19 protein-coding genes are annotated in these 21,168 nt (G+C 70.0%); 9 read left to right on the forward strand and 10 right to left on the reverse strand.

What is annotated here, in order from left to right; genetic code table 11:
- Positions 1-32 precede the first annotated feature (32 nt).
- The gene (locus VMS22_04930) at positions 33-1,313 is read right to left on the reverse strand and encodes an aromatic ring-hydroxylating dioxygenase subunit alpha (protein ID HXJ33365.1); all 1,281 of its coding nucleotides are present in this window, start codon (positions 1,311-1,313) and stop codon (positions 33-35) included.
- Between the two features lie 322 nt (positions 1,314-1,635).
- Here VMS22_04930 and VMS22_04935 point away from each other — a divergent pair, with 322 nt between their 5' ends.
- Positions 1,636-1,866 (forward strand): cysteine rich repeat-containing protein, encoded by a 231-nt coding sequence (locus tag VMS22_04935; protein ID HXJ33366.1) that lies wholly within the window; start codon positions 1,636-1,638, stop codon positions 1,864-1,866.
- 40 nt (positions 1,867-1,906) lie between these two features.
- On the opposite strand, the gene VMS22_04940 is transcribed toward VMS22_04935, so the two are convergent.
- Positions 1,907-4,318, reverse strand: a complete 2,412-nt coding sequence (locus tag VMS22_04940; GenBank protein ID HXJ33367.1) for a sodium-translocating pyrophosphatase — start codon at positions 4,316-4,318, stop codon at positions 1,907-1,909.
- 267 nt (positions 4,319-4,585) lie between these two features.
- On the opposite strand from VMS22_04940, the gene VMS22_04945 reads away from it, so the two are divergent.
- A complete protein-coding gene (locus VMS22_04945; GenBank protein ID HXJ33368.1) occupies positions 4,586-6,505 on the forward strand; it encodes a hypothetical protein in 1,920 nt (639 codons plus the stop codon).
- Between the two features lie 9 nt (positions 6,506-6,514).
- Here VMS22_04945 and VMS22_04950 read toward each other — a convergent pair whose 3' ends face one another.
- Genes VMS22_04950 through VMS22_04960 form a run of 3 tightly spaced genes read right to left on the reverse strand, consistent with a single transcriptional unit; the run spans position 6,515 to position 9,550 of the window.
- Positions 6,515-7,213, reverse strand: coding sequence for a DUF2461 domain-containing protein (locus tag VMS22_04950; GenBank protein HXJ33369.1), 699 nt, complete (start codon positions 7,211-7,213; stop codon positions 6,515-6,517).
- Positions 7,214-7,224: 11 nt separating this feature from the next.
- The gene (locus tag VMS22_04955; GenBank protein HXJ33370.1) at positions 7,225-8,340 is read right to left on the reverse strand and encodes an acyl-CoA dehydrogenase family protein; all 1,116 of its coding nucleotides are present in this window, start codon (positions 8,338-8,340) and stop codon (positions 7,225-7,227) included.
- A 31-nt stretch (positions 8,341-8,371) separates the two neighbouring features.
- Positions 8,372-9,550: an acyl-CoA dehydrogenase family protein gene (locus tag VMS22_04960; protein HXJ33371.1), complete on the reverse strand. Its 1,179-nt coding sequence runs from the start codon at positions 9,548-9,550 to the stop codon at positions 8,372-8,374.
- Positions 9,551-9,641: 91 nt separating this feature from the next.
- Between VMS22_04960 and VMS22_04965 the strand changes: the two genes are divergently transcribed.
- On the forward strand, positions 9,642-11,117 hold the full coding sequence (locus VMS22_04965) for a potassium/proton antiporter (protein ID HXJ33372.1): 1,476 nt from the start codon (positions 9,642-9,644) through the stop codon (positions 11,115-11,117).
- A 26-nt stretch (positions 11,118-11,143) separates the two neighbouring features.
- Complete coding sequence (locus VMS22_04970; protein ID HXJ33373.1) at positions 11,144-12,313, forward strand: serine hydrolase domain-containing protein; 1,170 nt, start codon at positions 11,144-11,146, stop codon at positions 12,311-12,313.
- Between the two features lie 159 nt (positions 12,314-12,472).
- Here VMS22_04970 and VMS22_04975 read toward each other — a convergent pair whose 3' ends face one another.
- The gene (locus VMS22_04975) at positions 12,473-13,345 is read right to left on the reverse strand and encodes a fumarylacetoacetate hydrolase family protein (protein HXJ33374.1); all 873 of its coding nucleotides are present in this window, start codon (positions 13,343-13,345) and stop codon (positions 12,473-12,475) included.
- 61 nt (positions 13,346-13,406) lie between these two features.
- On the opposite strand from VMS22_04975, the gene VMS22_04980 reads away from it, so the two are divergent.
- The 3 genes from VMS22_04980 to VMS22_04990 are packed head-to-tail and all read left to right on the forward strand — an operon-like array spanning position 13,407 to position 16,188.
- Positions 13,407-14,090: a GntR family transcriptional regulator gene (locus VMS22_04980; protein ID HXJ33375.1), complete on the forward strand. Its 684-nt coding sequence runs from the start codon at positions 13,407-13,409 to the stop codon at positions 14,088-14,090.
- A gap of 1 nt (position 14,091) precedes the next feature.
- On the forward strand, positions 14,092-14,994 hold the full coding sequence (locus VMS22_04985) for a VOC family protein (protein HXJ33376.1): 903 nt from the start codon (positions 14,092-14,094) through the stop codon (positions 14,992-14,994).
- A 12-nt stretch (positions 14,995-15,006) separates the two neighbouring features.
- On the forward strand, positions 15,007-16,188 hold the full coding sequence (locus tag VMS22_04990) for an FAD-dependent oxidoreductase (GenBank protein ID HXJ33377.1): 1,182 nt from the start codon (positions 15,007-15,009) through the stop codon (positions 16,186-16,188).
- A gap of 7 nt (positions 16,189-16,195) precedes the next feature.
- Here VMS22_04990 and VMS22_04995 read toward each other — a convergent pair whose 3' ends face one another.
- Complete coding sequence (locus tag VMS22_04995; GenBank protein ID HXJ33378.1) at positions 16,196-16,402, reverse strand: hypothetical protein; 207 nt, start codon at positions 16,400-16,402, stop codon at positions 16,196-16,198.
- 117 nt (positions 16,403-16,519) lie between these two features.
- Here VMS22_04995 and VMS22_05000 point away from each other — a divergent pair, with 117 nt between their 5' ends.
- Both VMS22_05000 and VMS22_05005 read left to right on the forward strand, forming a co-directional pair.
- Positions 16,520-16,921: a Rap1a/Tai family immunity protein gene (locus VMS22_05000; protein ID HXJ33379.1), complete on the forward strand. Its 402-nt coding sequence runs from the start codon at positions 16,520-16,522 to the stop codon at positions 16,919-16,921.
- 11 nt (positions 16,922-16,932) lie between these two features.
- Positions 16,933-17,175 carry a YMGG-like glycine zipper-containing protein gene (locus VMS22_05005; GenBank protein HXJ33380.1) on the forward strand — a complete coding sequence of 81 codons (243 nt, stop codon included), beginning with the start codon at positions 16,933-16,935 and terminating at the stop codon, positions 17,173-17,175.
- Positions 17,176-17,275: 100 nt separating this feature from the next.
- Here VMS22_05005 and groL read toward each other — a convergent pair whose 3' ends face one another.
- From groL to VMS22_05020, 3 genes are all read right to left on the reverse strand, one after another.
- Positions 17,276-18,904 carry a chaperonin GroEL gene (gene groL / locus VMS22_05010; GenBank protein HXJ33381.1) on the reverse strand — a complete coding sequence of 543 codons (1,629 nt, stop codon included), beginning with the start codon at positions 18,902-18,904 and terminating at the stop codon, positions 17,276-17,278.
- 16 nt (positions 18,905-18,920) lie between these two features.
- Positions 18,921-19,214 carry a co-chaperone GroES gene (groES, locus tag VMS22_05015; GenBank protein ID HXJ33382.1) on the reverse strand — a complete coding sequence of 98 codons (294 nt, stop codon included), beginning with the start codon at positions 19,212-19,214 and terminating at the stop codon, positions 18,921-18,923.
- Between the two features lie 229 nt (positions 19,215-19,443).
- Positions 19,444-21,168: tetratricopeptide repeat protein (locus tag VMS22_05020; GenBank protein ID HXJ33383.1), on the reverse strand; the 1,725-nt coding region annotated here is incomplete at its 5' end.

A 21,168-nucleotide genomic window follows, 5' to 3' on the forward strand; every position in this document is an offset into this window, starting at 1 on the left:
GCCGACCCAAGACGGAGTCTTGGGTCGGTCGCCTAGGGCGCGTCGAGGTAGCTCTCGAGCGTACGGTGGAAGTGCCGGATGCGGCGCTCCTGCCGCCCGAGCAGCAGGCCCTCGAACGCGCGCGAGCGCATGCCGGCCTGGACGCGCGGCAGGTTGTGGAGGTCCTGGTCGAGGACGATGCCGAGCGAGGTGCCGCCCTGCACGTCGCGGCGGTGCGCCGGCCGCTCGCGCGGCCCGAGGCTCTCGGGCCAGCGCATGTAGTCCTGGAAGTCGAAGAGCATCTTCTGCGGATCGGTCGGATGCGGCCGGTGGCGGAAAAGCCAGAAGCCGCGGCCGTGGATGTTGAGCGTCACGTTCGGAAAGATCGTGTAGTGGTAGTCGTCGAGCATCTGCTCGTCGCGCAGCGCCGAGAGGTCCATGCCGAGATCGGCGGCGACCTTGCGGGTGGCCGCGATCGCCGCGGGCTTCACGTCGGCGGCCGTGCCTTCGAACGTCTCGGGGTCGATGCCGGATCCCCGCAGGATGATGTCGCCGAGCCAGCGCGGGACGCGATTCGATTTGCCCAGGCGCGGGCTCGGCGTGCCGACGGGATAGATGAAGCGGCTGTGCTTGCCGTAGAGGTCGATCTGCACGTTCACGTCGTCGGAGTACTCGAGCAGCTCGGGGTGCGTTCCCTGGACGTGGTACGCTTCGTTGAACGCGTCGACGCACGTCTTCCAGTTGCAGTCGAGCTCGAGCGTCACGTCGTCGACCAGGACGTGCTCCTCGAAGTTGTACGGCGCCAGGTGCTCGGGGATGACGCCGAGATACTCGGCGAGCGGCTCCGCGGCGGGATCGAGCGTGACCCACACGAAGCCGCCCCACGTCTCGCAGCGCACGGGTCCCAGCCGGAGCCCCGGCGGCAGGCCCTGCGTGAAGTCCTCCGCGTCGGTCGCGTGCCGCAGCGTGCCGTCCAGGTTCCACTCCCAGGCGTGATAGCGGCAGCTGAACGTCGGTGAGCTGCCCCGCCCCGGCTCGCACAGCCGGTTCCCGCGGTGCAAGCAGACGTTGTAGTGCGCGTGGAGCGCGCCGGCGCGGTCACGCGCGACGATGATCGACTCCGGCCCGATCTCGAACGTGAACCAGTCGCCCGGATTGGCCACGTCGGCCTCGGGGCCGGCGAAGAGCCATACTCGCGTCCACATGCGATCCCACTCGAGCCGGGCGAAGTCGGGCGAGGTGTAGCGCTCCTTGGGGATCAGCTCGGTGCCGAGGTCGGGCTCGATGGTCTTTTCCGTCGGGGTCGGGCGGATCGGCGTCGGCCGAGTGGACATGAAAGGGGGGATAGCATGGCACGCAGGAATGGGACCAGCACCACGACTTCGAGGTCGACACAACCGCGCGCGCTCCCGACGTCGCCGCAGGAGCGATCATCGCGTTCGTGCGGGGTACCCTCGCGGGACCGACGTAGATCGGCGCCAGGAGACCCCGAGCGCTCGACGCACCCGTCCTTTTCCTCGCGCGCCGCAGCACGCCTCCACCTCGTCGACTTGGCACCAAATGGCAAGCTGACGCCCGCAACATCTGCTACGCCATCGGCGTGCTCGGCCGTGTGCATCCACGACGGCCGGCTCGAACCGAACTGGAGGACTGACGATGGCGACGAGAATTCTGCTCCTGGCGGGTCTGCTGGCGCTCGGGGCGTCGGCTGCGATCGCGCGAGCCGCCGAGCATCCCGTGCTGACGGCGTGCAAACCCGACATTGCGCACTTCTGCAGCAACGTTCCGCCCGGCCAGGGTCGGATCAAGGAGTGCATGAAGGCGCACCTGCCGGAGCTGTCGGAGCCCTGCAAAGAGGCGCTCTTCCAGGCCTGGCTGAAGCAGTGACGCCGCACGCCGGGCTCGCCGCCCGGCGCCGACGCGAGCGCTACTCCGCCGCGCCGATCCGCATTCCGTAGAACGACCGGTACACGAACACGGTCGAGCACAGGAAGAAGACGACCGCGAGCAGGCGGCTCGTGCCTGCATTCATCGAGATCGCGAGCTCGACGGCGAGGAGGCCGAAGAGCGTCGTGAACTTGATGACGGGGTTCAGCGCGACCGACGACGTGTCCTTGAACGGGTCGCCCACCGTGTCGCCGACCACGCACGCGGCGTGGAGGTCGGTCCCCTTCTGCTTGAGGTCGACCTCGACGACTTTCTTGGCGTTGTCCCACGCGCCGCCGGCGTTCGCCATGAACAGCGCCTGGTAGAGGCCGAAGAGCGCGATCGAGATCAGGTAGCCGACGAAGAAAAACGGCTCGACGCAGGCGAAGGCCAGGGTCGAGAAGAAGACCGCGAGGAAGAGGTTGAACATGCCCTTCTGGGCGTACTGCGTGCAGATGGCGACGACCTTCTTCGAGTCCTCGACCGACGCCTTCTCCACGCCTTCGAGCTTGATGTTGCGCTTGATGAACTCGACGGCGCGGTAGGCCCCCGTTGCGACGGCCTGGATGGCACCGCCGGTGAACCAGAACACGACCGCGCCGCCGGCCACGAGGCCCAGCAGGAAGGGCGCGTGCATGAGCGAAAGCTTGTCCATGCCGGTCTTGAGGCCGTCCGTGAGCGTCATGATGATCGAGAAGATCATCGTCGTCGCCCCGACGACCGCGGTTCCGATCAGCACCGGCTTCGCCGTCGCTTTGAACGTGTTGCCCGCCCCGTCGTTCGATTCGAGGTAGTGCTTGGCCCGATCGAAGTTCGGCGTGAAGCCGAAGTCGCGCTGGATCTCCTGGCCGACGTTCGGGATGGTCTCGATCAGCGACAGCTCGTAGACCGACTGGGCGTTGTCCGTGACCGGCCCGTACGAGTCGACCGCGATCGTCACCGGGCCCATGCCGAGGAACCCGAACGCGACGAGCCCGAACGCGAACACCGGAGCCGGCGTGACGCCGCCCGGTCCCGTGATGAAGAGCGCCTCCACGCCCTGCGTGCTCATGATGAAGCCGAGGCCCATGAGGCCGAGGATCACCATGCCGAGCCAGTAGGCCGAGAAGTTGCCGGCGATGAGCCCCGACAGGATGTTGAGCGACGCCCCGCCCTCGCGCGACGCGGTCACGACCTCGCGCACGTGGCCCGACTCGGTGGACGTGAAGATCTTCACCACCTCGGGGATGACCGCGCCCGCGAGCGTGCCACACGAGATGATGACCGACAGCTTCCACCACAGCGTCCCGTCGCCGAGGCCGCCGATCAGCAGCTTCGAGACGATGAATGTCGCGGCGATCGAGACGACCGACGTGAGCCACACGAGGAACGTGAGGGGGTGCTCGAAGTTCATGTCGTTCGCGTCGGCGTAGCGGCCGCGCTGGATGACGCCGTTGAGCCAGTACGAGCCGCCGCTCGAGAGCACCATCACGAGGCGCATCACGAAGATCCACACGAGCAGGTGCGCCTGCACCGCGGCTTCGGGCGTAGCGAGCAGGATGAACGTGATGAGGGCGACGCCCGTGACGCCGTAGGTCTCGAAACCGTCGGCCGAGGGGCCGACGGAGTCGCCCGCGTTGTCGCCCGTGCAGTCGGCGATGACGCCCGGGTTCCGCGCGTCGTCCTCCTTGATGTTGAAGACGATCTTCATGAGGTCCGACCCGATATCGGCGATCTTCGTGAAGATGCCGCCGGCGATGCGCAGCGCGGCAGCGCCCAGCGACTCCCCGATGGCGAAGCCGATGAAGCACGGCCCGGCGTAGTCCGACGGCACGCCGAGCAGGATGAAGAGCATGATCGCGAGCTCGGTCACGATGAGCAGCATGCCGATCGACATGCCGGCCTGGAGCGGGATCGCGTAGGTCGGGTAGGGCTTGCCCTTGAGCGCCGCGAACGCCGTCCGCGAGTTCGCGAACGTGTTCACGCGGATGCCGAACCACGCGACGCCGCAGCTCCCGGCGATGCCGACGAGGCTGAAGACGAGGATGGTGATGACCTTCACCCACGGCAGGTGCGCGCCCTCGTGGTCGACGGCGAGGAACTTGAAGTAGACGACCATGATCGCCGAGATGAAGACCCAGAGAATTCCGATGAAGCGGATCTGCGTCAGCAGGTACGTCTTGCAGGTCTCGTAGATCAGCTCCGAGATCTCCTTCATCGCGCGATGCACGGGCAACCTCGAGAGCGCCATGAACTGGGCGATGCCGAACGCAAGGCCGAGACCGCACACGACGATGCCGAGCCACAGGAGCAGGCTGCGGCCGTCGCCGAGGGGCGGCAGGACGAGGCTGGCCTCGCTCGCGAGAGCCACGGCGGGCAGCAGGGCGGCCGTGACGGCCGCGAGCACAACGGTGGTCACACGTGGGAATCGCATACGGGCACCTTCTCCAAACAAACGAGGTCCAGTCGGTGCGATCTGACTGAATCCCCGCGGGTTTCGAGTGGTTGGCCGCCCGCGACCCACCGCGGACGCTTCATCACACTCTACGGGGGCGAGGTCCTAGCATCGGCCCCGGGGGATTGTCGAGTGGGCGACGCCGTCGGCGACCCGGGGTCAAATCGCTGACACGACCCGTTTTCGACCGGCCTTCTCACTCACCGATCTACCTTCTACCTTGGAGGCGTGAACGACTCCCCCGACATGCGCGATATCGTAGAGCACGGGACGAACGGCGCGGCGTCGCGCGATACCGTGAGCGCTGCGGGTCTTGCCGCGGTGCGCGAAGCGACGAGGGAGATCGTTCGGGTCGTGCAGATGACGGCCGCGCAGGCAGTCGACGCCGTATCGTTCGCGTCGATCGCGCGCTCGCTCGTACCCGAGCTCGCGCAGGTCTACGAGCAGCGCGACGTGATGGGTCGCGAGCTCCATGCGCTCCGCGACCGCATCGCGGATCTCGAGGCGCGTGCGGCGGCGCACGCCGCCGAGCGCGTGATGTTCGAGTCGCGCGTGGCGACCGAGCGCCAGAAGGCCGAATTGCACGCGCAGGAGCTGGACCGCTGCAAGGACGAGCTCACGCAAGTGAAGATCCAGGAGCAGCGGCTGCGCGTCGAGGTGGACGCCGCAACGATCCGCGCCCAGGCCGACCGCGAGGAGACGATGCGCCTCACGCGCGAGATCCTCCAGGCCGAGGAGGACGCGCGCTGCGGCGCCGTCGGCGAGCTCGAGTCGGTGCGTGAAGCGCTCGCGACCGAGCAGCGGCGCGTGTCCTCGATGAGCCAGGAGCTGGCGCGCGCCGTCGAGCGCGCGACCGAGTCGGAGGCCGAGCTCTTGCGCATGCGCCAGCAGCGCGAGGCGGGCGAGAACGGCCCCGTCCCGGTCGAGATCGAGCGCATGCGCGCGATCATGGTCGAGACCGAGCGCGAGCTACTCGCAGCGAAGGGCGCACACGAGCAGGCGCGGAAGCAGATCGACAAGCTGTCGTCGGACCACAACGAAGTCGTCATGAAGCACGCCCAGGCCGTCGCCCGGCTGACCGAGGCCACCGAGCGCGAGGCGCGCCTTCGCTTGCAGATCGCGAGCCTCGAGGAGCAGGTGCGTGCGCACGAGGAGGCCGCGGCACACGAAGCGACGCCCGTGCAGGAAGCGCCTGCGCCGACGATGCTGCTGGAAGTGAAACCGCTCGTGACCTTCGTGCCGACGCCGGTGGTCGAGCCCGACGCCCCCGAGCCGATCGGGGACGAGGAGCCCCCGACCGTCTCCCCGATCGTTGCGAGCGATCCCGCCGAAGAGCCGATCTCGACGTTCTCGCCGAAGTTCGCTTCGAGCGATCCCGTCGAGGAGGAAGTCCTGGCTCCCGTGGCGGACGACGTGGAGCCGGAGCCTGCCGTCGTTCCCGACGCCGAGCCGGCGGAGCCATCGTACGAGCCCGAGCCCGTCGCCCCGCAGGTCGCCGGTGGCCCCAAGGTCGGCATCATCGACGCGACCGAGGGCTGGGAGGCTCCGGTCGGCGTCGAAGCACACGCGCTGCCCGCCCGGCCCGAGGTGTGCGATCGCGTCAACGAGCTCACACCCGACTGCTGTGTCGTGAACATCGCGGCGCCCGGAGCAGTCGAGGCCGCGGTCGCGCTGCGCGCCGCGAAGATCGCGACGCCGCTCTGGTGCTGCGTGGCGGACGGCGATCGCGCGCTGTCGCTCGGCCGCTTCGAGGTCATCGCGCGGCCGATCGATCCGCAGAGCGTCCACGCCCAGCTCGCGCCGCTCGCGCCGCAGGGCGCAAAGGTCATCATGGTGGGCTCCGACGGCGCCGCGCTGATTCCGCTCCGCGAGGGGCTCCTCCAAGGCGGCATGCTGGTTCGCACGGCGTGGAACCTGAAGCAGGCTTCCGATCTCGCCGCCGGCGCCAACGTGGTGATCCTCGACCTGGCGTCCGAGTCGGCCGCGGCCGGGAAGTTCATCGTCGATCTCGCCGCGCGCGAGAACGCGCCCCTCATCGTCCTCATTCCCGGGCTCGAGAAGCACCAGAAGGACTTCGTCAGCGGGCTCGCGCCGGTCGTGGCGGAGGCCGCCACGGGCGCGCGGACGGACGTCGTGCAGGCCGCCTCGGCGGCGACCGCTGGCTGACCCGCCCCTTCAGGCGGTCACGTCCGCCAGCCATTCGACGAGCGGACGCGCCTTCTCGGTCTGCTTCACCAGCCAGCCGATCAGCGCGCGCGACACGAGCAGGCGCTTCGGCAGCGTCGGGAATCCCACGGCGAGGCTCTTTCGACGTAGCAGGTCGGCGCGCGGATGCTCGGGGTCGAACCCGCGCGGCACCTTCTTCAGCGTCGCGAACGACTCGAGCGAAAAGCCCGCCTTCTCAAGCGCAGCCACGATGCGGACGAGCGCCTTGCCCTGCGCGTCGTCGAGCACGGCGGCGCGAAAGCGCGTGAGCTGTCCTGGGTCCATCATGTAGTGGCCGGCACCGACGAACGTCTCGGTGCCGAGCTGCACGTAGACCGGCACGGGCGCGCCTGGCCCGTGCCCCACGCCCGAGAGCGGCACATACGCCCCGATGGTCGTCTTGAAGGGCGACTTGTCCTTCGAGAAGCGCACGTCGCGATAGATCCGAAACACCTTGGGATCGCCCAGCGGATGGTGCGCAAAGAGCGGATCGATCTGCTCGCGAACCTCGGCGAGCAGGAGGCGCATCGGCTCGACCCAACCCTGCTCGTACTCGTGCTTGTGCGCCGCGAACCAGTTGCGGTCCTGGTGCTTCGCGAGCGCGCGAAAGAAACGCCCGTCCGTGTCCGCGAACCCCTGGAACCTGGTGGGAGCGGCGCGCGTGGCCATGGGCGGCCGGTTTAGGCGGCGATCTCCGCGCCGATCCGGGCGAGCTGCAGCGGCGCGGCGCCGAGGGTCAGCTCGATGTGCTTCGCCCAGCAGAAGTAGCGGTGGAGCGGGTAGTCCACGTCGACGCCGATGCCGCCGTGCAGATGCTGCGCGGCGACGGCAATTCGCTGGCCGCCGTCGGACGCCCAGTACTTCGCGATGCGGACCATCTCCGTCGCCGGCGTGCCGTTCGCGAGGCGATCGATCGACTCCCAGGTCGCCATGCGGATGCAGTCGAGGTCGATGAAAGCGTCGGCCGCACGCTGCTGCACGGCCTGGAAGGTGGCGATCGCACGGTCGAACTGCTTCCGCTCCGTCGTGTACTGGGCCGTCATGCGGAGCGCCTTGTCGCAGACGCCGAGCTGCGTGGCGCAGTAGGCGATCGTGGCGCGCTCGGCGATCCAGCGCGCGATCGCGTCCCCCTTCGCCGGGTCGCCGAGGACGTCGTCGGCGCCGACGCGGACACCCTTCAGCGTCACCTTGGCGTGCGGCTCCCAGTTGGTGAGGATCTGCTTCTCGATGGTCACGCCGGGCGCCTTGGGATCGACCAGGAAGACGCCGACCCAGCCGCCCCCGGTGGTCGCCGGCACGAGGATCCGTGCGGCGACGTCGCCCGCCGGCACGCACACCTTGGCGCCGTCGAGCTTCCACCCGCTCCCGTCCTTCGTCGCGGTCGTCGTCGGCCGGACGGGATCGTCGTTGCCGACCTCGGTGAGCGCGGCCGTCAGCACCATCGTCCCCTGCACGACGCCGGGAAGCCACGCCTTCCTTTGCGCGGCGGTGCCGAACTCCGCGATCGGCAGGCCGCCCAGCACGCACGACGCGAGCACGGGTACCTGCGCGACCGCGCGTCCCACCTCTTCGCAGAGGATGGACAGCTCGACGAAGCCCAGACCCGAACCGCCCAGGTCCTCCGGGACCGCGATGCCGAGGAGGCTCGCCTTCGCGAGCGCGTCCCACGCGGGTTTGTCGAGCCACTCGCCCGCGGCGCGGAGGGCCTTCAAGCGATCGTCGGTCGAGTGATCGGTGAGAATCTTCCGCGCCAGCTCGCGCAGCGCGTCCTGGTCCTGGGAATAGTGGAAATCCATTTGATCTGTGCGGCGCCTTCGGCGCCTTCCTTCATCGGGCCCTCGGCATGCCGAGGCCGGCCATGGCGATGATCTCGCGTTGCACTTCGTTCGTGCCGCCGCCGAAGGTGAGGATCGGCGCGTGCCCTCGATACAGGCGCTCGCAGCGCCCGCGCAGCACGGCGTCGGGGCTGCCGTCGCGGATCGCGCCGGCGGCGCCCAGCACTTCGAGCAGCAGCTTGTAGCCCGTCACGTAGAACTCGCTGCCGAACACCTTCACGACCGACGCGTCGGCGTAGTTGAGCGAGCCCTGCGTGAGCGCCCATGCCTGCTTCCAGTTGACGAGCCGCAGCACCTCGAGCCCCGCCTTCACGCGCGCGAGGTTCAATTGCACCCAGCCCTGGTCGATCACGCGCTCGCCCGAGGCGAGCTTCGTCGCCTTTGCCCACGCGACGACGTCCTCCCAGAGCTTCAGCACCATGCCGACGGTCATGAGGGAGACGCGCTCGTGGTTCAGCTGCGTCACGATGAGCCACCAGCCGCCGTCTTGCGGGCCGATCAAGTGGTCGGCCGGCACGCGCACGTCCTCGTAGTACGTCGAGTTCGTGCGGAAGCCGCCCATGGTCGTGATCGGCGTGCAACGGTACCCGGCCGCCTTGGTCGGTACCATGAAGATCGAGAGACCGTCGTGCTTCTTCGGCGCGTCGGGGTTCGTGCGCGCGGCGAGCCAGATGTAGTCGGCGTACTCGGCCTGGCTCGTGTAGATCTTGTTGCCGTTGATGACCCACGTGTCGCCGTCGCGGACGGCCTTGGTGCGCAGCGAGGCGAGATCCGTGCCGGCCGACGGCTCCGTGTAGCCGATCGCGAAGTGGCACTCGCCACGCAGGATCTTCGGCAGGATCGTCTTCTTCTGCTCCTCGTTGCCGTGCTGCATGAGCGTGGGCGCGACGGCGTTGAGCGTCAGCGTCGGCACCATGACGCCGGCGTACATCGCCTCGTCGAAGAACAGGAACTGCTCGATCGGCGTGCGGCCCTGGCCGCCGTACTCCTTCGGCCAACCGATCCCGAGCCAGCCGTCCTTGCCCATCTTTCGCAGGACCTCGTGGTACAGGGGGCCGCCGCCCTCGCTGGTGGCGAGCTCGGCCTGGTAGCCGGGCGTGACCAGGCCGGCGAAATACTCCCGGAGCTGGAGGCGCAGCTTCTCCTGCTCCTTGGTGAGCGCAATGTGCATGGTTCGTCAGGCGTACCCAAACGTACGTTTGAGTGTCAAGGACCGCGCGCGCCCGGTTGCTCGGCAGCGGCGAGACTGGAAGGAGGACGCCGTGGAGCCGATCGCGACCGCCGCGTTGCTCGCCGCCGCGGGGGCGCTCCTCATCGCCGCCGCCGCGACGAGCACGCTCTCGCAGCGCCTCGGCGTTCCCGCGCTGCTGGTGGTCCTGGCGGTCGGCATGCTCGCCGGGTCGGAAGGAATCGGCGGGATCCCCTTCAGCGACTACGCCCTCGCCTTCCGGCTCGGCACGATCGCGCTCGTCTTGATCCTGTTCGACGGCGGTCTCGGCACGCCGTACGCGGCCTTCCGTAGCGTCGCGGTCCGCGCCGGCGCGCTCGCGAGCGTCGGCGTGTTGCTCACGGCGGCGATCACCGCCGGCATCGGCATCGCGCTCGGCCTGTCGCCGGCGCTCGCGGTGCTGGTCGGCGCCGTCGTGTCGTCGACCGATGCCGCGGCGGTGTTCTCGGTGCTGCGGGGCAGCGGCATGCGCCTCAAGGAACGCACGGGCGCGACGCTCGAGGTCGAGTCCGGGTTGAACGACCCGATGGCCATCCTCCTCACGGTCGGTGCGACCGAGGTGATGCTCGGCAAGCAGGCCCTGGGGCTCGATCTCGCCCTCCTGGCCGTGCGGCAGCTCGTGCTGGGGGCCGCGGGCGGCGTCGCCGTCGGGCTCGCCGGGCGCTTCCTCCTGCGCGTCATGGTCCTGCCGGCCGCGGGCCTCTACGCGGCCGTGACCGTCGCCCTCGCCTTCGTCGCTTTCGGCGTGCCGACGCTCCTCGACGGCAGCGGGTTCCTGGCCGTGTACGTCGCGGGGCTCGTGCTCGCCGGTGGCCCCATGCCGTACCGCGCCGGTATCCGACGCGTCCACGACGCGCTCGCCTGGCTGGCGCAGCTCTCCATGTTCCTCATGCTGGGGCTGCTGGTCTTCCCGTCACGGATGCTTGCGGTGGCGCCGGTCGGGATCCTGCTCGGGGGTGCGCTCGCGCTCGTGGCACGTCCCGTCGCCGTCCTCGCGACGATGATGCCGTTCCGCGCGCCGTGGCGCGAGCGCATGTTCGTCGCGTGGGTGGGCCTACGCGGCGCCGTCCCCATCGTGCTCGCGGCATATCCCGTGCTGCGCGGCGTGGCCGAGGGCGACGCCATCTTCCACCTCGTGTTCTTCGTCGTGCTGGTGAACAGCATCGTGCCCGGCGCAACGGTCGCGCGGCTCGCCCGACGCTGGCAGCTGACGACGCGCGCGCCGACGAGCGCACCGGCGAGCGTCGAGCTGGTGTCCTTGCGCGACTATCCCGGCGAGTTCGTGTGGTACACGATCGATCGCGCCTCGGCCGTCGCCGGGGCCTCGGTGCACGAGCTGCCACTACCCGACGGCTGCGTGCTGACGCTGTTCCTGCGCGACGCGGCCGTGCTCGCGCCGCGCGGCGACACCAAGGTGCTGCCCGGCGATCACGTGTGCGTGTTCGTGACGCACGAGGACCGCCCGTTCCTGGACCTCCTGTTCGGCGGCGGTGACGAGGATGCGGAGTGAGCGCATCCCGGTGTAGAGGGGGGCCGATGAGCGACACCACGATCCACGGCACATGTGATCCCCGCTTCGCGCGTGTGAAGGACGCCTTCGCGGAGGGGTTCCGGACCCGCGACGAGATCGGCGCCGCGGTCGCGCTCACGATCGACGGCAAGCCCGTCGTCGACCTCTGGGCCGGTCACGCCGACCTCGCGAAGACGCGCCCCTGGGAGCGCGACACCATCGTCAACGTCTACTCGACGACGAAGGGCATGGCGGCGCTGTGCCTGCACCAGCTCGTCGACGAGGGCCGCGTCGACCTCGACGCGCCCGTCGCGCGCTACTGGCCGGAGTTCGAGCAGGCGGGGAAAGGATCGATCCCGGTCCGCTTCTTCCTGGGCCACCGCTCGGGGCTCGCGGCCGCGAGGCCACTGCTTCCCAGCCCGGCGCTCTACGACTGGGATGCGATGGTGACGGCGCTCGCCGCGCAAGAGCCGTGGTGGGAGCCCGGGACGGCGCACGGCTATCACGCGGTCACCTTCGGCTGGCTCGTGGGTGAGGTCGTCCGGCGCGTGACGGGCAAGAGCCTCGGCACCTACTTCCGCGATGCGATCGCGCGCCCCCTCGGCATGGACTTCCACATCGGTCTTCACGACGAGGAGCACGGTCGCGTCGCCGAGATGAGCCCGATCCCGCTTCCCGAGCCGGGGGCCGAGACGCTGCAGCTCGGGATGGTGATCCTGTCGAATCCCGGGGGCCTGTCGGCCCAGGCCTTCATGAACCCGCCGTCGATCGGGCTCGGCGTGAACTATCCCGAATGGCGGCGGGCCGAGATCCCCGGCGCGAACGGACACGGCGACGCGCGATCGCTCGCGCGCGTGTACGGCGCCCTCGCGCGCGGCGGGAGCGTCGACGGCGTCACGGTCCTCTCAACCGAGGGCGTCGCGCGCTGTCACGCGGAGCTGTCCCACGGACCCGACCTCGTCCTCATGGTGAACACGCGCTTCGGCCACGGCTACATGCTCTCGCAGGACCGCAAGGACGCGAGCTTCGGCCCCGGCACGCGCTCGTTCGGCCACCCCGGCGCCGGCGGCTCGCTCGGCTTCGCGGATCCCGATGCCAAGCTCGGCTTCGGCTACGTGATGAACCGCATGGGCCCCAACATCATCCTGGACCCACGCGCGACCGCGCTCCTCGACGCCGTCTACGCGTCGCTCTGATCGTCGCGGTGCAGCGTCCGCGAGGTTGGGGGGAGAGGCGGAGGCGCCTGCGAAGCGGCGCGACGAAATGCGGGGCCGTGACGAGGCGCGTGATTTGTCGCGCGGCGGAGCCGAAGCCGAAGCCTCTCCCCCCAACCTCGCGGGACCGGCGCCCCGAGCTCAGCGCGCCGTGTCGTCCGGCTCGGGAATCACGCGGTTCTCGATGTGGCCGACACGTTCGATCTCGATGCGGACGACGTCGCCCGCGGCGAGGAAGCGCGGCGGCTTCATCGCGCCGCCGACGCCACTCGGGGTGCCGGTGGTGACGATGTCGCCCGGCTCGAGCGTGAACGCCGTCGAGAGGTGCTCCACCTGCGCGAAGCAGTCGAAGATGAGCTGGCGGGTGTTCGAGTGCTGCCGCAGCTCGCCGTTCACCCACGTGCGCAGCTCGAGCGCGTGCGGATCGCCGACCTCGTCGGGCGTGACGATCCACGGCCCGATCGGACCGTGCGTGTCGAACGACTTCCCCATCGTCATGGTCGGCGTGCGGATCTGCCAGTCGCGGACGCTGACGTCGTCGACGACGAGGTAGCCGGCGATCACCTCCGCGGCGCGATCGCGCGGTACGTGCCGGCAGCGCCGGCCGATGACGAGGCCGAGCTCTCCCTCGTAGTCGAGCAGGGGAGAGACCCGCGGCAGGTGGAACGGGTCGTACGGACCGACGACGCAGGTCGACTGCTTGTTGAAGAAGACGGGGAACGGCGGGCGCTCGGCGCCGGCCTCGGCCACGTGATCGGCGTAGTTGAAGCCGATGGCGAGGAACTTCGGGGGCCGCAGCACGGGCGGCTCGAGCCGCACGTCGGTGAGCGCGATGCGGGCGCCCGGCCGTTCCGAGGCGGCGCGCGCTTCCGCCATGGCGTCGGCCCCGAGGGCGAGGAAGGCGATCATCTCCCGTGGAAGGCCCGGAGCGGCCGTCGCCAGGTCGACCACCTGCTCTCCGCGGACGACGCCGATCCGGGTGTCGCGCTGATGGGTGAAGGTCACGAGCTTCATACCGTCCTCATAGGTTATAGATTATTGCCATTGCAAGAGGGGCCTGCTAGGGTCCTGCCGCATGCCCGACCATGCCCCCACCACCCGCGCCGACTGGGCGCACCACCGCTTGAAGGCCGCCATCCTCACGGGCGAGCTTCAGCCCGGCTCGAAGCTCGTCGCCGACGACCTGGCCCAACGCTGGGCCGTCAGCCCCACGCCGCTGCGCGAGGCCTTCCAGCGGCTCGGGGGCAGCGGGCTCGTCGAGCTGACGTCGCAGCGGGGCGCGCGCGTGGCGCCCTTCTCGCTCGAGGAAGCGGCGGACCTCTACGAGCTACGCCTGCTTCTCGAGCCGACGGCGCTGCGTGCGTCGCTCGAGCACAGCGACGACGGGCATCGCAGCCAGGTGCTCGCCGCGCACGAGCGTCTCGAAGCCGCGCTGCGGGCGCGGCCGGTCGATCCGGTGGAAGCGGCCGAAGCGCACCTGGCGTTCCACACGACGCTCCTCGCCCGCTGCCCGTCGGCGTGGATGCGCCGCATGACGGCGCTCCTGGCCGAGCACTCGCAGCGCTACCAGCTCCTCGGCGCGCAGCACTACCGCCGGGGAAGCGACCCGCAGGACGAGCACGCGATGCTGCGCGACGCGGTCGTACGGGGGCAGATCGATCGGGCCGTCCGAGGGCTCACACGACATCTCGAGGGCACGCGGCGCGCCGTCCGTGCGACGATGGACGCGGAGGCCGAACCCAAGCCGCGGAGGAAATGACATGGCGCTACACCGGCTCACCACGATCACTCTCGGTGTCCCCGACGTCGCGACGGCCGCGGCGTTCTACCGCGACTTCGGCCTCGCCGAAACTGGGACCGGCTCGTTGGCGACCCCTGACGGCGGCGAGCAGCTCCGCCTCGTCGCAGCGGCGAGGCGCGGGCTCGTCGAGCTCGGCCTCGGCGCCGAGAATCCCGACGATCTCGGGCGCATCGCTGCCGCGCTCGCACGGCTCGACGTGGCCGCGCAGATGGACGGCCCCACCCTGCGTACGCGCGAGCCGGTGACGGGTCTCACGATCAAGATCACGGTCGCGCCCCGCATCCAGGCGACGCGCACCGAGCCGACGTCGCGCAACGCACCGGGCCGCTCGGAACGCCTGAATCGTCCCGCCGACGGCGTCCTTCGCAGCGCCGCCGTTCGACCCGGGAAGCTGTCGCACGTCGCGATGGCATCGCCCGACCACGAGGCGACGGTCCGCTTCTTCACCCGCGGCCTCGGCTTCGCCGTCAGTGACGGGCTCCCGTTCGTCTCGTTCATGCGCTGCAGCGAGGACCACCACAACGTCGCCGTCCAGCAGGGACCCGGCTCGTTCCTGCACCACACCGCGTGGGAGGTGGCCGACGTCGACGAGGTCGGTCGCGGCGCCGCCGCCATGCTGGCCGCCGATCCGACGCGTCACGTGTGGGGACTCGGGCGGCACGCGATCGGCTCGAACTTCTTCTGGTACCTCTGCGACCCGGCGGGGAACTTCGCCGAGTACATCGCCGACCTGGATCGCATCACGGACGAAGCGGCCTACGCGCCGCCTGCATGGGCGGGCGCGCAGATGGTTCGCGCCTGGGCGCCGCCGATCCCGGAGGAGTTCCTTGCGCCCAAGGACCTCGCGACGCTTCTCGGATAGGAGAAGCCCGACATGAGCCGCTTCGACGCCGACGTCATCGTGATCGGAGGGGGACCGGCGGGATGCGCCGCCGCGATCCGGCTGGTCCAGCAGGGCCACGACGTCCTCGTGCTGGAGCGGCTCGCCGAGGCGTCGAACGGCGCCGAGGCGATCGAGTCGGGCGAGCTGCTCGCGCCCGGCACCCAGCACGAGTGCGACGAGCTCGGAGTCGCGTTCGAAGGACCGTGGGTGCTCGATCGGATGCGCGGTGTCCGCAACGTGTACCCCGACCTCTCGTGGACGTATCACGCGCTGCCCGACGGGATCTCGTACCTGAACGTCGATCGCGGCGGCTTCGACGCGGCCTTGCGTACACGCTTCGCCGCGGTCGGGGGACGCATCGCGTGGAGCCGTCGCGCGACCGGCCTCGACGTGCGGGCCGACGAGGCGATCGTCAGTACGGCGGAGGGGCCGGAGTACCGCGCGCCGCTCGTCATCGACGCGGGCGGTCGCCACGCGCTCGCGCCGCGGATCCGCAAGCTCAAGACCGAGGATCCGGAGTTCCGGCAGATCGCCGTCGCGCTCTTCTTCAGCGACTTCCCGGACGCGGCCGTCGGATTCTGGGACCGTCACTTCTACGGCGACCGCGGCGCGATGATCAGCGGCGCTCGCATCCGGCCGGGGCTGTTCCGGCTCGTGCTCGAAGCCGATCTCGCGGACAAGCAGGCCGACCGCGCGAAGCCCGCCGAGTTCTTCGAGCGCGTCGCCGAGCGCTTCGACCCCTGGTTCGCCGAACGCCTCGCGCGCGCGCCGCGATTGGGCGAACCGTGGGCCATGGCGCCGCTCGCGTATCGCGTGACCGAGGTCGCAGGAGATCGCCTCCTCCTCGCCGGCGACGCGACGGGCTACCTCTCGCCCCTCACGGGAATGGGCGTCGAGTTCGCGATGCGGATGGGGCGGCTCGCCGCCCTCGCGGCACATCGCGCGCTCGCAGCCGGGGATTGCTCGGCGAGTGCCTTCGCCGGCTACGTCGACGATCGCCGCAGCGAGCTCGAAACCGCGATCACGTACCTGCGCCACGTCCTGCGCCACCTGCGCGATCGCGACGTGCTGCTGCGCGCGGCCCACGACGACGAGGTGCGCAGCACGATCTTCGGGCCGCCGCTCGGGACGGTGACGGAGCGCGGGCACCTCCGCGACGCCCGCGTCGGCTGATCGGCACTCACGAGCACGGGCCAGGATGGGACGGATGGAGGGTCGGCATTCCCGTCTTCCAGCGCCCGCACTCGCCGAGCTCGCGCCCATCCAAGGCCACGGCACGCGCGTCCGCCGCGTGCAGCATGAACCGTCCGGGCGGGCACAGGAGCTTCGCGGACACCGGCGCGGAGGCGCCGAGCAGAAGCAGCATTGCCGCGAGCGCGCGAGGCATGGGTGATCTTCCGGCCCAGCGTCGATGATACTGCCGATCGCCATCCGGTCACAACGGGACACGGCCGAGTCCGACGAGGGCTTGGCAAGGGCGCCCGATTGTTGTTCTAGGGTCCCCATGACCAGAACGATCGTCGCGCTCGTCGCCCTTCTCGCCATGGCGTCGCCGTCCCGCGGTGCGGTCACCGAGGAGACGTTCAAGCTCAAGACCGGCGCCGACCTGATCGAGCTCTGCGCCGTCGCCGACGATGATCCGTTGCACACGGCGGCGATCCACGTGTGTCACGGCTTCGGCGCGGGGACCTACCAGACGCTCCAGGTGCTGATCGCCCGCGGCAAGCTGAGGCAGTTCTTCTGCCCGCCGGAGCCGGGCCCGTCGCGCAATGAGGCGGTGGCGGCGTTCGTCGTCTGGGGGCGCGCCCACTCGGACCTGGTCCAGTATTCGCCGGCAGAAGTGGTCGCCAGGTACCTCATCGAGACCTACCCCTGCCCCAAGAAGACCGCGAAAAAGACCAAGTGAGGAGATCGAGCATGCGCGGGAACCAGAGGCGGCTCGCGATCGCGGCCCTGGCGGCTACGGTCGCCCTCGGCGGTTGCGCCAACATGACCCCTACCCAGCAGCGCCTGGCCTCGGGAACGCTGATCGGAGCGGCGGGCGGCGCCGCCATCGGCGCGATGGCCGGCAACGCCGGTATGGGCGCCGCCATCGGCGCGGGCGCCGGCCTGTTGGGCGGCGCCATCGTCGACCAGTACGAGAAGTCGAAGCAACAATAGACGGCCACGACGCGGGCCGCGCACGGCCCCGGAAGGCGCGACGGGGCGCCGGTCGACGACCGACGCCCCGCCAGTGACACGCTCGGTCGAGCCGAGCGGCCTAGAAGTCCTCTCCGCCGTGCGGCATGCCGCCGCCGGCCGGAGCCTTCTCCTCCTTCGGCTTCTCGGCGACCATCGCCTCGGTGGTGAGCAGAAGTCCCGCCACCGACGCGGCGTTCTGCAGCGCGGTGCGTACGACCTTGGTGGGATCGATGATGCCGGCCTTCATCAGGTCTTCGTACTCGTCGGTCGCGGCGTTGTAGCCGTGCGAGCCCTTCGCCTGTCGCACGGCGTTCACGACAACCGGGCCGTCCTGGCCCGCGTTGCGCGCGATCCAGCGCATCGGCTCCTCGATCGCCCGCTGGACGATCTTGACACCGGACGCCTGCTCCTCGTCGACCTTCAGGTTGTCGAGCACTGGCTGGCAGCGCAGCAGCGCCACGCCACCGCCGGGGACCACGCCCTCTTCGACGGCCGCGCGGGTCGCGTGCATCGCGTCCTCGACGCGCGCCTTCTTCTCCTTCATCTCGACCTCGGTCGCGGCGCCCACCTTGATGACCGCCACGCCGCCCACGAGCTTCGCCAGCCGCTCCTGCAGCTTCTCGCGGTCGTAGTCCGACGTCGTCTCTTCGATCTGGGCGCGGATCTGCTTGATCCGCCCCTCGATGTCGGCCTTCTTGCCGGCACCGTCGATCAGCGTCGTGTTGTCCTTGTCGACCGTGATCCGCTTGCAGCGGCCGAGGTCCTTCAGGGTCACGTTCTCGAGCTTGATGCCGAGCTCCTCGGCGATGAGCCGGCCGCCCGACAGGACGGCGATGTCTTCGAGCATGGCCTTGCGGCGGTCGCCGAAGCCGGGCGCCTTCACCGAGCACACCTGGAGCGTGCCGCGGATCTTGTTCACGACGAGCGTCGCGAGCGCCTCGCCCTCGACCTCCTCGGCGATGATGAGGAGCGGCTTGCCGGCACGGGCCACCTGCTCGAGCAGCGGGAGCAGGTCCTTCATCGACGAGATCTTCTTCTCGTGGATGAGGATGTACGCTTCCTCGAGAGACGCCTCCATACGTTCGGGATCGGTCACGAAGTACGGCGAGAGATAGCCGCGGTCGAACTGCATGCCCTCGACGACGTCGAGCTGCGTCTCGAGGCTCTTGGCCTCCTCGACCGTGATGACGCCCTCCTTGCCCACCTTCTCCATGGCCTCGGCGATCATCTCGCCGATCGTCTTGTCGCCGTTGGCGGAGACGGTGCCGACCTGCGCGATCTCGTCGCGCCCCTTGGTCGACTTGGAGAGCCGCTTCAGCTCCTCGGTGACGGCGACGACGGCCTTGTCGATGCCCCGCTTGAGGCTCATCGGGTCGTGCCCGGCGGCCACCATCTTGGCGCCCTCGTTGAAGAGCGCGCGGGCGAGCACGGTCGCGGTGGTGGTGCCGTCGCCGGCGACGTCGGAGGTCTTCGATGCGACCTCCTTCACCATCTGCGCGCCCATGTTCTCGAACTTGTCGGCGAACTCGATCTCCTTTGCGACGGTGACGCCGTCCTTGGTCACGTTGGGCGCGCCCCAGGACTTCTCGAGGACGACGTTGCGACCGCGGGGGCCGAGCGTCACGGTCACCGCGTCGGCGAGCACGTTGACGCCCTTCAGCATCTTCGCGCGCGCCTCCTCGCTGAACTTCACGATCTTGGCAGCCATGTTTCCGATTCTCCTTTCAGCTCTCGACGATGCCGAGGACGTCTTCCTCGCGCAGGATCAGGTGCTCCTCACCGTCGATCTTGATCTCACTGCCCGAGTACTTTCCGAACAGGATGCGATCCCCGGCCTTCACGTCGAGGGGGATCACCTTCCCGTCGTCGTTCACCTTGCCCTTGCCCACCGCGACGACCTTCGCCTCCTGGGGCTTCTCCTTCGCCGTGTCGGGGATGATGATCCCGCCGGCGCTGCGCTGCTCCTGTTCGTCGATCCGCTTGACGATCAGACGGTCGTGGAGGGGACGGATGTGCACTGCCATTTGACCAAGACCTCCCTGCCGGACCCCTTCTCCGGGGGACTCCGGGCTGCGTGATGCCGTTCCTGTAGGTTGTACACACTCGCGCGTGCGCGGCGCGTGTAAGGCCGGACGCGCTGGCAGTCAAGGGGGACACCGGCCCTGACCGGCGATCAGGACGGGGATGGCGGCCGGGGGCCGGGAGACCCCGGAATCCCTCGGGGGACGGAGGGTCGAATCGGCCCCCTCATTCGGCCATCTCGTGTTGCAGCTTGCGGGCATCCGCGTCCCAGGGGGTGAGCGTGGCGAGCTCGTCGGCATAGCGGCGGGCCCCATCGCGGTCGCCGGCGTCGCGGCTGATCGTCGCGAGGGCGACGAGGAGGTCGCGATCGTCCGGCCGCGTCGCGTGCGCCGTGGCGAGAGTCTGCAGCGCACGCGCCGTCTGCCCTGTCGAATGCAGTGCCACGCCCAGCACGTACGCATAGCGGGCGTTGTCGGGCGCGAGCGCGGCGGCCCGCCCGAGCTCCGCCAGCGCCTCGCCGGTGCGTCGTTGACGGACCAGCAGGAGCCCCAGCGCGTGGTGCCCCTCGGCGACGCCGGGCGCGATCGCGATCGCCGCACGCAGGACCTGCTCGCCCTCGGCGTCGCGCCCCTGTACGCGATAGAGGTCGGCGAGGTTCACGCGCGCCGGTACGAAGTACGGCCCGAGCCGGATGGCCGTGTCGAGCTCCCGCTCGGCATCCGCCATGCGCCCGAGCCGCGCGTCGAGGAGGGCGAGGTTCATGTGGGACTCGGGGCGATCCGCGTTGGCGAGCTCGGCCGCGCGATACTCGTCGATCCCCCGCGCCAGCGCGGCCTGCTGGTCCGGTGTGAGCGTGCCGGCTGGCGCACCGGCAAGGTCCCGCGCGGCGCCGAGCCGCACTGCGCGAAGGGGGTCGGTCAGGAGCGGTGCGACGACCGGCGCCGCCGCACGCGGATCGCCGTCGCGGACGGCGTCGACCGTGGCGGACCGCAGGAGCCCGTCGCCGTTGCCTGCTCCGCGAAGCGCCGTCTGCACGAGCGGATTCGCCGGGTTCCCAAGGAGGCTCACCGCGGTCGCACGCACGATCGCCGGCGCCGTCGCGTCGGATGCGAGCGACGCGAGACGGCCGTCCGCGTCGGCCGCACCCTTTCGGCCGGCCGCGATCGCCTGGGCGTAGTGCGACGTTCCGAGCCGGTGGGCCCCGGGCCGCGCGGCGATCACCGCCGCGGCCCAGTCGGGCGTCCGATCCGCGTGACAGCCCGTGCACGTGTTCGGCACGCCGAGCGTCGCCGAGAGATCGGGGCGCGGGACGCGGAAGCTGTGGTCCCGGCGCTCGTCGATCACCATGTACGTCCGCGCCGGCATGTGGCACGCGACGCACTGCGCGCCGGCCGACCCGACCGGATGGAAGTGGTGCTCGGGCGTGTCGAACTTCGCCGGCAGGTGGCAGCGCGCGCACAGCGCATTGCCGTCCGCGCGCAGCCGCAGGCTGTGGGGATCGTGGCAATCGCTGCACGTGACGCCGGCGTGGTACATCGGGCTCTGCAGGAACGAGCCCCACTCGTAGACCTCGTCCTGGATCTGTCCGTCGACCGTGTAGAGATCCGCCTCGAGCAGTGCCGGGCGGTGCGTGTCGAGGAGCGGCTTGCCGTATTCGTAGGCATCGCGGATCACGGCGCGGCGCGAGTGGCAGCGGCCGCACGCGTCCAGCTCTGCGTGTGATGCGCGCGGAACGCTGCGCCGCGCGATGCGGGCGTCGGGATCGAGCACCCACTGCGCTCCGTCGCTCGAAAGCGGAACCACGAGCCCGCGATCCGCGTTCGGCGCGGCTCCGTCGCGTGCCGCCTGCTCGGCCCACTCGACGTGACGCGAGCCCGGGCCGTGGCACGCCTCGCATCCGACCGACACCTCGGACCAAACCGTCTCGTAGCGGTCCTCCTGCGAGTCGTA

The organism is Candidatus Eisenbacteria bacterium, assembly GCA_035577985.1.
Classification (GTDB): Bacteria; Desulfobacterota; Binatia; order DP-6; family DP-6; genus DATJZY01.